General features: G+C 45.7%; 7 protein-coding genes. All 7 read right to left on the reverse strand.

Features of this window, described 5'->3' with window-relative positions; genetic code table 11:
- Nucleotides 1-1,205 (reverse strand): T9SS type B sorting domain-containing protein (locus FW774_RS20285; RefSeq protein ID WP_187774758.1); only part of this gene is annotated, 1,205 nt, incomplete at its 3' end.
- Between the two features lie 136 nt (nt 1,206-1,341).
- Complete coding sequence (locus FW774_RS00010) at nt 1,342-3,084, reverse strand: RagB/SusD family nutrient uptake outer membrane protein (protein WP_187774759.1); 1,743 nt, start codon at nt 3,082-3,084, stop codon at nt 1,342-1,344.
- A gap of 20 nt (nt 3,085-3,104) precedes the next feature.
- A complete protein-coding gene (locus FW774_RS00015; protein WP_149346118.1) occupies nt 3,105-6,299 on the reverse strand; it encodes a SusC/RagA family TonB-linked outer membrane protein in 3,195 nt (1,064 codons plus the stop codon).
- Between the two features lie 124 nt (nt 6,300-6,423).
- On the reverse strand, nt 6,424-9,273 hold the full coding sequence (locus tag FW774_RS00020; RefSeq protein ID WP_149346119.1) for a T9SS type A sorting domain-containing protein: 2,850 nt from the start codon (nt 9,271-9,273) through the stop codon (nt 6,424-6,426).
- Between the two features lie 11 nt (nt 9,274-9,284).
- Nucleotides 9,285-11,186 carry a T9SS type A sorting domain-containing protein gene (locus FW774_RS00025; RefSeq protein WP_149346120.1) on the reverse strand — a complete coding sequence of 634 codons (1,902 nt, stop codon included), beginning with the start codon at nt 11,184-11,186 and terminating at the stop codon, nt 9,285-9,287.
- Between the two features lie 34 nt (nt 11,187-11,220).
- Nucleotides 11,221-11,421 (reverse strand): hypothetical protein, encoded by a 201-nt coding sequence (locus FW774_RS00030; protein WP_149346121.1) that lies wholly within the window; start codon nt 11,419-11,421, stop codon nt 11,221-11,223.
- 150 nt (nt 11,422-11,571) lie between these two features.
- Nucleotides 11,572-12,960 (reverse strand): hypothetical protein, encoded by a 1,389-nt coding sequence (locus FW774_RS00035; protein WP_149346122.1) that lies wholly within the window; start codon nt 12,958-12,960, stop codon nt 11,572-11,574.
- Nucleotides 12,961-12,963: the final 3 nt, after the last annotated feature.

The raw sequence follows: 12,963 nt of genomic DNA on the forward strand, positions 1-12,963 counted from the left end.
TGACCGCTCTGATTCCGGCCATCCCAGCCTACATTGGGGTCGGTGGAATAGAACAGCCGTTTGCCGTCACGGGCGTAAACTTCTACGGTAGCGCTTTTATAGCATTTTAAATCGGGGATGATCCAGGTATCGTTCCTGCCATCGCCGTTGGGTGTAAAGGTGTTCACCAGCCTAAAACCTTCCAGTACGGTTACATCGCTGGAAACAGTTAATCCAAGCGGGTTTACTGTTCCGTTTGCCGGGATCAGTTTTCCAACCATGGTATAAGTGCCCATTTTAAACGGATTGTAAACAGTTTTCGGCGACCAGGTTATACCCGCCACACCGGTTGTACCATCCTCATAGGTTACAGCTACCTCTTTAGCTAAAGGCAGCAGTTCCTGGATGGTTTTTTCGGGTACCTGAATAGAGGGCACTGTGCCAACACTGGCAATTTTAGGAACAGCAATAACCGGCTCTTCATTTAATACGATATTATCAATATCAATAGTGGCCGTAAAATTTGGGTTATTAGAGAATTTATAGCTTGATAATTTGATACTTGGGGTATAAGCCGGATCTTCGTTTATAGCCAGTACCGCCATACCGTTCTCATTTACCAGCCAAATGTCAGAAGCGTCATCTCCTACGGTAGATATATTTCCTGTAGGGTCAATATAACCTGCCGGGGATCCGCTGTTATTCACATACCACACAATGGTTTGGGTACCAGAGAAAGTGCCATCAGCGGTTTGCGTAGGAGTAGCTACTTTAAATTCGCCGGCATTTTTGGTAGGGTTCAGGTAAAAGTTAGAGTGGGTAACAGCCAGGCTCGGCCCACCGGGCGCCCCGGTCACTTCGCCTAAGGTAAACATAAAACCAGTAGGCACATTGGCATTATTGCCGGATATGGTGACCTCTACAGATACCTTCAGGAAAGAAGCTCCCGTAGCAGGTAGCCCGCTAAACTGTGTATTTTTTACAAAGCCTGAACGGTTAGTGCCGTCGGCATTGGTTTTTGTAAACCGCAGCTTACCATCTACAATGCCCATCGTCGCGTTTCCGCTAACCGCTATACTGTTAAAATTGTTTTGCTTAGTGGCCGAGGTAGGAAAATAGTCGCTAACATTTGTTGAGGAACTAAAATCCTGGGTAAAATAAATTTTCTGGGATCTACCGATATGCCAGGTAAACAGTATCCCCAAAAGTATTATATATCTTTTCATGGTTGTTTAGTTTAAACTTTTACGTTATACGTGTTATTTTTTCATTATTCATTGTCAATTGTACATTGTCAATTGTACATTGTCAACTGTCCACTCTCAATTGTCCATTATCCATTGTCCACTGTCAACCCTCCACTCAGTTTCCCCATCCCGGGTTCTGTGGACCGAAGTTTTTATTCTGAAGCCGCTCTGTGGCCGGAACAGGGAACAACAGGAACCGGGGCACGGTTACATTAAGCGTAGGCTTGTAAACCGTATTATAAGCGCTGTATAATTTAGTGGTATTATTAAATGTAAGGGTAAGGGGATCCATTGCGGTGTATGTAGGATACCCGGCGCCGGTAATCTTATTTTGAAACCGGTACAAAAACTGGTACGCGTACATGGTTTCATCATAGCTGCGGGGGCTACGCATCCGCACCAGGTCAAACCAGCGCTGACCTTCGCCTACCAGCTCCAGGCCACGTTCATCAAAGATCTTCATCCTGAACTTATCCTTATCTCCCGCCGTAACGGTTGTTAAATTGGCAGGAATAGCCCTTGCAACACCATTGGCGTTGCGGGCCCGCTCTCTGACTTTGTTAAAGGCTGCCAGGGCGTCGGCGTTAGGGCCGTATAGCTCATTTAAGGCTTCGGCCTTGATCAGGTACAGCTCTGCCAGGCGGATAATAAAGAAATCGTTACCGTGATTACGGCTATCCTTGCCGGTAGGATCAATATATTTCCGGCACAGTGGGTACGGGATAGTATAATTAGAAGCACCCGACGGAACCGGGGTTGGATAGATATAATACGTACGGTTCTGCCGCCCGGTTGCACTTTGCCAGAAAGCGGCTTCGTTGCGGTAATCCAGTACATCGCCGGCAGAAGATGCATAATCGCCGGTACGGTAATAATCGGCAAACCAGGGCATTACCCGGTAGGTAGCATCGCCGTTCTGCTCATCGCCGTTGGCCGATACAAAATAGGTATCTACACCATTAAACCGTAACGCATACTCAGAACCGGCAGCTGACATTCCGCGGGTGGTACCATCGGTCTGAAAACGGATACCGAAGATCACTTCTTTATAGGCCTGCAGTTCTTTTGCCACTTCAAACAGATCGGCATAATCATTTATTAAAGAATATTGCCCGCTGGTAAGTACCGAATCGGCATAGGTAACCGAGCTCTGAAACTGTGCGGTTCCATCCTGGCCATGTAATGTAAGCTGGTCGCCATAGGTGAGGTATGCCTGTGCCAATAATGCTTGTGCTGCACCCTTAGAAGCACGCCCCAGCTCTGATATGGTAATGGAACTTTGTAGGGGAAGACGTTCTGAGGCTGCTTTAAAATCCTTAAATATCTGGGCGTAGGTTTCATCTACAGATGCCCTGGGCAGGTAAAAATTACTATTTATGGAAGTGGGTTCAAGCCGTAACGGAACTCCGCCATATAAGCGTACCAGGTAATAATAGCAAAAGGCCCGGATAAAATAAGCATCGCCATAGGCTCTTTTCTTAAAGTCAGCGTTAAGCTGCATGTTATCCAGCACATTGATCAGGTTATTGGCATTTGCAATAGATGCATACAGGTTATCCCACATGGGGGCGGTATGCTGGTTGGTAAAGGTACGCTGGCCATAAGGGCCGAAATCGTAACCTGCTTCCGAATAAAAATCATCTGCACAAAGCACAAGCATCAGGTGTCCTAAATATTTAAACATGTTTGAATCATTCAGGCGGGCATACGTGCCATTAATAATCGCGGTTACATCGTTCTGGGTGGTGATGGTTGCCGGGGTCGGCTGATCTTTAATATGCTCGTCAAGGCTACACGACTGGACAGTCAGCAATGCCACCGTGGTTAATACAATATAGAAACATTTCAGAGTTTTCATTTTCATTAAGTTTAAATCAGTTAAAATATCACTTTCACTCCGGCAGATAACGAACGGGCCTGTGGCAGGGTAGCTATATCAATACCGTTATTGAGCGAGCTTTGCCCGAATGAATTTACATTGGGATCATAACCGGTGTATTTGGTAAGCGTAAGCAGGTTGGTACCGGTTACAAATACCTTTATTTTACTGATGTTCAAAACCTTAGAAGTATTAAGAGTATATCCCAGGGTGATATTCTGTATTCTGAAGAACGATGCATCCTCCACCATCCAGTCGGGGAAACGCCCTTGTAAACGTACTGCATCTGCAGTAAGGGCCGGGTATAGATTGCTGGTACCTTCGCCTTTCCAGCGCCCCAGGTAAGCATCACGTAATGAATTTCCGCCTACATTGGCCGTGTTCGCACCGATCATCCAGCGGTTCATATTTAACAACTGGGCGCCATAGCTGCCAAAACAGGTCATGCTGGCCGAAAACTTCTTCCAGGTAAAATTGGTAGTAAACCCGTAGGTAAAATCGGGCGTAGCCTTTCCAATAACTGTTTTATCATCATCAGATATCTGCCCGTCGCCATTTACATCTACATACCTGATCATACCCGGGCGTATAGTTCCCTTAACCGGATCATTGGCCAGGGCAGGGTCATGATCGATCTCGGCCTGGTTCTGGTAAATACCATTGGTTTTAAATCCCCAGAAAGAGGATATGCTATGCCCCGGAACCGCCGCGGTAACCGGCAGGTTTAGCACATAGCTGCCATTGGCAAAAAACTTGCGCCCGTAAGCAATGCCGGCATCGCCCATATTATTTACCTTGCTGTTAACCAGCGAGAAATTTGCGCTGATATCCAGCGACTTGTTTCTCTTTCTGAGCAGCGAGTACGATGCTTCAACATCAATACCCTTATTGGTTACCTTACCCATATTGGTATAGTAAGTTGACATTCCCGCCGATCCGGGCAGTGGCAAATTGATCAACAGGTCTGTAGTTACTTTGCTGTAGGCATCAACGGTAAGGCTAAGCTTATCTTTCAAAAACCCGAAATCGCCACCCAGGTTATACTGTGTGGTCTTTTCCCATCTTAGATTAGGGTTTACAAAATTCTCTACCACGTAGCCGGTACTGGTGGTGGTTACCCCCATCGGGTAAAAATTCAATCCGTAAGATGCTTGTGAACCGCCAATGGAGATGTTATCATTACCGGCAACACCTACACTGGCACGCAGCTTGAGCGATGACATGAATTTAACTTGTTCTTTAAAAAAGTCTTCGTTAGTTGCGTTCCAGGCAAAGCCCAGCGAAGGGTAGAACTGCCACTTGTGCCCGGGTGCAAGACGGGATGAACCATCATAACGGCCGGTTGCCATAATAGAATACCGCCTGTTGTAGGTATAATTTATCCGGCCAAGCACTGATTCTAAAGCTCTTGCCTTATCGGTGTTAGAGTACCTGCCCGGATAGCCCGCCCCTTTCATATTAAAATAAGTCAGGGTATTTGACGGGAAATTAAGGTTGGTTACGCTACCCGAAGTCCTAAACCATTGCTGCCATGAAAAACCGCCAACAGCATTGATGGAATGTTTACGGTTATATACCTTTTTAAACGTAAGCAGGTTATCGATCAGGTAGTTTGAATTGTCATTCTCGGCCTGCATGGCAGAGCCTCCAGGTGCATTATCGCCAATGTTTGTACCGGTGGGGTAATACACATTACGGCGTGAGTATATATCGTTTATCCCGGCACGTAGCTGATACGATAACGAGGGATTGAATTTGTAATCGAGCGAGAAGTTGGAGATAAGCGTACGCATAGCGGTACGGTCAGTCACCTTATACAACAAGGTTAAGGGATTATTGGTAAAGGTTTCCTCATCCTCATCACCGCTGTTATCGGCACTTGTCGGTTCGCGTAAAGGGTTATACCATAAGGCGCCTAATACTACTGATGAACCTGCCAGACCTGTCCAGCTGGACTGTAAGCCAAATTTACGATCGGTCAATGACAGAGCTGTGCGTAACCCGAGCGTAAGCTTAGGACTTACATTCCGCTCATAATTTAGCCGGACGCCGCCTTTTCTGTACCCGGCGTTAATAATGATACTTTGCTGATCTGAATAATTGCCGCTAAGCAGGTAATTGTATTTTTTGTTTTCACGGCCAGAAAACGATATCTGGTAATCCTGCGAAAGCGCATTACGGTATATCAGATCCTGCCAGTCGGTATTGGGCATTCTGGATGCCGTATCAAGCTGGGCCTGCTTATAGGTAGGCGCCAGCCCATCGTTGACCATTGCTTCATTTTTAAACAGCATGTACTCGTAGTTATTAAGCAGTGGTATCTTCTTGGGCAGCTGGCTTACATCAAAACGGCTTGAGAACGCTATATTATCTTTGGCATTACCTTTACCGGATTTGGTTGTAATAAGCACTACCCCGTTAGAGCCCCGGGAACCATAAATGGCTGTTGAGGAGGCGTCTTTCAGGATCTCTATAGACGCAATATCGTTAGGATTCAAAGCGGCCAGCGGATCGGATGGCGGAATATCAGAGCCATCGTCAGAATTTGAGTCGCCGGCATACGTGGCGCTGAAAGAAGATTCTATAGGCTGGCCGTCAATAACAATGAGCGGTTGATTGCTGCCGGTAACGGAGGTCATACCACGTATATTAAACGTCATGGCCCCACCCGGCTCGCCGGTATTGGTAATGATATTTACCCCGGCTACTTTACCCTGCAGCGCTTCAGGTACCGATACCGCTTTTATTTCATCCACATCGCCCAGCTTTGCCGATGTGATCGCCCCGGTAATATCGCTTTTCTGCATGGTTCCGTAACCTACAACAACCACCTCATCAAGCGTTGTTGCGGTAGATGTCAATACTACATCCAATTGCGGTTTGCCGGCTATACGGACTTCTTTTCGCTCAAAGCCAAGATAAGTAAACACTAAAACACCATCTGATGGAGCGTTAATGGTGTACCGGCCTTCCGCATTGGTATTAACACCTTTGTTGGTTCCTTTAATTTTGATACTGACACCCGCCAACGGCTCACCGTCTGACGATTTGACGATACCCGTTACCCGGATATCTTCCAGAGAGCGCATTGCAGCCTTTGCCCCGGTATAGGTGCTGAGCAGTACCAGGAAAACAAGGCCCAATAGTTGGGAGCGGGCGCATCGGCCTCTCCTGATCATAATGGTTTTATTCATTGTGCTTATATTTAAGTTAAAGTTTTTATTATTTATTAAATCGGTACGGATAAGATAATAGCTACCACAGCCCTTTTTTCAAGCAAAAAGGCTGTGGCAGAATCAGATGTATAGTATAGTTAACTTATCGTTTTACAAACCTGTCGCTGCCAAGCAGCTCAAGCGTCAACGCATCACGCACCTCAAGTATGTATATTCCACTGTAAAGCGTAGAAACATTCAGGGCTGCATCTTTATCCGCAGCATTGATCAGAGAACGATGAACCTGCTTACCCTGCATGGTGTACACAGTTGCCTGCAACTGCTGCCTGCCCTGATCTTTAAGCAGCACATGCACCTGATCTTTTGCCGGGTTGGGATACACCTGCACGGTACTACCCGATCTTGCCATGGTAAAATCAAGCGCAACTATTGTTTTAAAATCTACTGATGTACCGTCAAAATCCTGCTGTTTCAGCCGGTAATAATTCAGCCCCGGGTACGGGTTGTTATCTAAGAATGAGTAAGCAAGGGGCCGGGCAGCATTTCCCGCCCCTTTTACATCCCCTAATTCATGAAACGAATTACCATCGGTTGACCGCTCGATGATGAAACGGGCATTATTTTGTTCTGATGCAGTTTGCCAGGTAAGGTAAGAACCGTTAAACTGCTTACGGCCTGTAAATGCCGTTAGCTCAACCGGCAAAGCCGAGTTTGTGCCGGGCCCGTTATAAAAGCCCAGGTTTGGCGCCTCCGAGGCAGAAACCGGGTTGCCGAAATAATCCAGCCCGCCGTTATTGGCTATCACGATGCCGGTTGTCAAGGCTGGCGAGCCGGGCTTCAGCTTATATCCGCCAACCGTACTCAGGCCGGTTGTAGCCGTTCCCGGCTCTACAAACAAAGGATCTGATGTGCTGTTCGACCCGGCATTGATCTGCGACGGTAGATTGGTACGGTAAAAAATATTATTGGTGATGGTCCTATTCTGTTTGCCATCATCAAACATAATATACCTCGGGTTTCCAACTGCATTGGCATCGGCATTATATACAATGTTATTCTGGTAGGTATAGGTATGCGCAACATTCTCAACTTCCTTGATGATGGCCGGCTTTAAGCCTGCACCGATATAAAAGGTATTATTATAGATCTGGGCGCTGGTAAACTCGAAATTGATCTTTACCAGGTCTCCTTTATCATTCTGGCTCACGTTGTATCGTGCTATAACATTATCGTCACGTGGATCTGTACAAAATACGATCAGACCGTCGCTATTATCGTGGCTGTAGCTGTACTGCCAGATGGTTCCCGGACTATTGAGATCCGGATCGTACAGACTACCGTCAAAGTCACCATTTTCAAGGGCACGGTTCAGGTAACCTTCGTTATACTGAAAAACGGTATTGCGTGAGCTCCTTGAAAAAATGGTATTGCCTGTCGTTCCGGTTGCGGTTTCATAACACAGGTTATGCTCTACCAGGCCACCGTCTGCCAGACGGATGATCATGGCATTTTTAGAAATATGATGGATCACGTTATTACGTATCACCAGGTTAGTAATTCTCCGATTGTTCCAGTTGGCACTGCCCGGATAATTGGAGGAAGAAACTTCATTGTTGGTTACAATACCCTGATTCTGGCAGTTATAAATCAGGCATCCTTCTACCAGGATATCATCATATCTTGTAGCTACTGCATCATCGTTACTCACCGTAAAGTAAATTCCTGCTGATCTTTTATCTGATAATGCACCGCCAATAGTCCCTCTTATATTGTGAACTTCCAGATTTTTTAAATGTATATGCTGTACCAGACCGAAATTTGACGCATTTATCTCTACCCCCCTTCTTTCAGCATCAGAAGATCCATCATTAACAATTTCCAGATTATTAATCTCCCAAAAAGACTGATTAAAGAGCTTAACTACACCATTCGCAATTATTCCATTGCCATCGAAAAGGGGTTTGGCACTATCACCATATTTATCTATAATTATAGGATTTCCTGACTCACCCGAACCTAAGGGAGCTAACTGGCCATTCCATATTCCACCGCCTTTAAACAATAGTTTAGAACCTGGTTTAAAAACAGATGAATTCACCCGGGCCAGTGATTTCCATGCAGTTGCTATTGATAATCCATCGTTATTATCATTACCATCATTAGAATCAATATAGTAAGTTCCTACAGCAACTTCTGTAAGAGACAATGAGGCCATCCCAGACCAGGTTGTTCCCACCCGCATTTCATCAATTTCTAATTTCATATTTTGATTATTAGTATTACCATGGCCAATGATAACACGTTTAATTGCCCCTGTATTAGTGACATTACCAGTGGCAGCACCTGAGGTACGCAAGGTATATGGGGGCTCATAATTACTATAAAAACTAGCCAAAGGAGGGTTTAACCATAGTTTTACAGAGTGGGAAGGACTTGAAGGATCTGCAGTATTAGGATCTGTATCTGAAGTGGAATATGACACCACGACATGGTAGGTCGTATTTGGATTCAGATCATAGCTTAACCACTGATTAAGCCCCCTTTTTCCGTACCCTATGTTAAATTTTGTATTGTCAGTGGGACTAGCCCTAATATATATCGGAACAATGATATTGGTAGCAGAAGCACCATTATTCAGCCTGATAAAATAGTCACCTTCAGTAGAACCAGGCACAGTTAAAACACGGAATACGAATGAGTAATACACATTATCAGGATAAGGTGTAGTAGCTGGGTCAAAAGCTGAATAAGCTCCATCCGCACTACCCATTAAGGTAATTTTATTGCCCGGGCCGGTCAGACCGGAATAAGGAAGTGATCCTTCGGTAACGAATATCCCTGAATTAGTTCCAACCCATTTACCGCTACTTTGTATTTCCAGACCACTTGTTTCACTTGGTGTATAATCAAAATGATCCTGAAATGTCTGTGCGCTCCCTATCATGGGAAGCAGAAACAGGAGCATCACATAAAGTAAATTATTTTTCTTCATAACAAGTTTATTTAGTTTATAATTATTTTGATGGTTTCATTCTGATTGCCGCCGCTTATGTTCAGTACATACATGCCTGGCGACGGCATATTTACCAGGTGTAAAGGATAGGTTTTCTGTCCGGCATTAACCCGGATGGTTTCCCGGTGCATCACCTGCCCGGCCATGGTGCTTAGCACCGCCTGAACATTCCCTGCCGGGTAATTTTTAAGCAGCACATTAATTGCTGTGCTTGCCGGGTTAGGATATATGCTTGCCTCTTGAGCGTCTTTCAAAGTAAAAGACACCGCCTTTACGCCCAGATCTGTTCTTGTTCCGTCCTTATCTACCTGCACCAGCCGGTAGTAATTCACTCCATTATAAGGATGATCATCATAAATCACGTATTCGTTTTGGTTAGCAGAAATTCCTTTACCCTGAACCTGTGTCAACAAACGGAAGGTTTCACCGTCTGCCGAATGTTCTATTTCGAAATGATCGTTATTAATTTCTGAATAGGTAATCCAGCTAATGCGGGCGCCGTTATTCACCGCTTTGGCTGTAAATTCGGCCAGTGTAACGGGCAATGCTGTAAGATCTGCCCACGAAGCAGAAACCCTCAGCTCATCCATTTCTACACCCATACCCGCCCTGGCAGTAATGCCATTGTAAATAACTATCCTGTTCATTGCCGAAAAATCTGCTATATCATCGCCCTCGCTGATCTCGGCAGCGGGGCCTGGCTCAGTCGCCAGGTCGGCTGGATTGAGCCATAGCTTCACCTTATCATTTGCATCGCCGCTTACGGCTGTACATGAAAAAACCAGGTAATGCGGTGTGTTGATGTCCAAATCATTGGAAAGCCAGGTTACCGGCAAGCCGGGTTGTTTTGCCAGCCCGATGTTAAACTTGCCGGCTGTTGCGCTTGCCCGCAGGTAAACCGCTGCGGTTAGCTGCGTTTCGCTTCCCAGGCAGGTAATGTAATCGCTTTGCGCAAACGTAGGTAACGATGTTACATTCAGGATAAATGAGCCATAAACCGTTCCGGAACTTTGCCCGGCAAAGGTGTGGTAATAAGCACCTTCTTCTGCCCCGAACCTGATCTTATTCCCGGTTGAGGCAGGCAATCCGGGATAAGAAAGGTTTCCTGAAGTAACAAAAACCGAATTATCCGAACCATCGGGCAGAGGACTTATTTGTTCCCATCCCGTTGAAACATGGATCTCATCAATATCCATTTTCAAGCCGGCATTCTTATTGGCATCGCTATGGTTAAGCCCAAGCCTGTTCAGGTTAGAAAATACACTCACATCTGCCCCGGCGGTAATAGTAATATCCGCCGCTGGTTCAGTGTCAAAGCTGGCCGGGTTTAACCACAAACGGGAAATATCATTTGTCACACCCGCTACATCGGTATAAGCAAAAACAATGTAATAAGCTGTGTTCAATGATAAATTATCACTCATCCAGCTCACAGCCGATCCTTTCCGCTTACCTAACCCGATATTGAACTTTCCGGGAGTTGCAGCAGCCCTGATGTACACGGCCGACATGGTTGCAGACGAATTACCCAAAAAAATAAAGTGGTCTCCGGCCGTTGAAGTAGGTAACGATGTTACATTAATGATGCATGACCCATATAATGTGCCCGTGGTTTGTCCAGGTATTGATCTGTAATAGCCTTTACCTGCGCCATCAAATTGTATTTTATTGCCGGCAGATGTATAGTATCCCGGATAGGTCAGACTACCCTCTGTTACCAGTGCAGGGCTCCCTGTTGAGGATTCAAAGACCGTCCATAAACCACCGCTTTGCTCATTCAGGTCATTGGACGAGCTGGCTGCATAATCAAACGATTCATTTAACAGCAACTGTGCACTTCCCACAAAGGGCAGCAAAAGTATACCTATCAGTGTTATATAAATCCGTTTCATAACGTTAGTTTATTGGTTAATACGATCTGCATGGCTATTTAAATTCCGGTGGACTGACATTGCTGATCTGAAAATTCCCCAGCGTGAGCCAGTTATCCACCGTGAGCCTGGTTCCGTTGAATATCACATTATCAAACACCAACCCATCGAATGGCTTTGACGGATCACTGCATAGCAGGTAATTGCTGAACCCTTTGCTCATGTTCATGTCTACCTTCCAGTTCTTAAAGATCATTCCGTGTCTCGTTCGGACTGGCCGCATTGGGCGATACGCGGGAGATCAATGGTACACAAGCTGGTCGGGATTTGAAATCCCGACCTTATTAATACCGGATTTGAAATCCGGAGCTATAGCCATCAGGATCTCAAATCTCAACGAGTGCAGCTACGGCACAAAAACTTTTACCGATCTATTTAATCCTTCATTACCTCTTACATGTAACACGTATATACCCGTAGCTGGCGTCGATTTAAGATCCAGTGAATAAACGGTTTGCCCGGATTTGGCCTCGGCCTGCTCCCGCGACAGTACCTTTCCGTTCACCGAGCTAAAGGTGAAGCTCAGCTTTTCGTCCCGGTCACTTTTCAGGAATACTTTAACTAAAGATTCAGACGCGTAAGCGCTTAATGCCGTGGCATTGGCCAGGCTAAAAGATACAGCCTTTACGCCGAGCTCGGTTTTATCGCCGTTTTTATCAAATTGCAGCAAACGGTAATAGTTAATGCCGTTCCGGGGGTTACCATCGTAAACTACATAATCAGATGGATTGCCGGTTGTGCCTTTGCCTGCTACCCGTTGCAGCGTTTCAAAGTTTTTGCCATCGGTTGAGCGTTGTACCTCGAAATGGTCATTGTTAATTTCCGAGAAGGTGGTCCAGCTGATTTTGCTCCGGTTATTTTCGGCTACAGCGTCAAATTTACCCAGGGTAACGGGTAAGGTTGCTGTTACTACCTGAGACCAGTTCAGGCCAAGGCGGAATTCATCAACCTCTATAGCAAAATTGGTAGTGTTACCCTTTTCTCTATGAAATAACGCCCAGGCTATTCCATTAAAATTAGCAAAGTCGCCACCATCTGAAGCAGTAACTGCAGGTGTAGTAGAGTTTATGTATAAGCTCATCACGTCACCCCGGGGAGCAGGCGAGATACCAGAGCCCTGGTCTGCTCCCAAAACCAGGTAATAGGAGGTATTGATATCCAGATCCTGATTAGACCATACAGGCGAAGAAGCAGGATCTACATTACTTTTTCGGATCCCAAGATTAAATTTAGCCGCATCCACCGGGCTTCTCCTGATATAGATCATGCCGCAATTATTCGTATTGTTACCCAGGCTAAAAAAATGATTACCGGCTTCGGATTCATCAGGCAATGTGGTTACCTTAAGAATAAAAGAAACATACAAATGAGGGGTGGAGGTTGTCAGACCGTTAAATCTCATATAATAGCTGGCCGAAGTTCCGGTAAACACTATTTTGTTGCCTGCAGAGCTCAGACCAGGGTAGCTCAGGCTACCGCTGGTCACCATGATATCGTCTCCTGTTGTTTCCCTGACCTTGGTTTTTGAAACGGTAGATGTACTTTCACGCACCCAAACCAATGAGGCTGCATCCAGAGCATCTTGCAATTTGCCGGCTGTATAATCAAAGGGGTCATAATAAGGATTGGTACCTACATTCTTAGTGAGCCCGTCTGGTTGTGCCTGCACCACCCCGGAGAAAAAGAGCAATGCCACCCCCGGCAGCAAAGCCCATAATACATTAAACTTTTTCATAAC

It is taken from the genome of Pedobacter sp. BS3 (assembly GCF_008274585.1).
Lineage (GTDB): Bacteria > Bacteroidota > Bacteroidia > Sphingobacteriales > Sphingobacteriaceae > Hufsiella_A.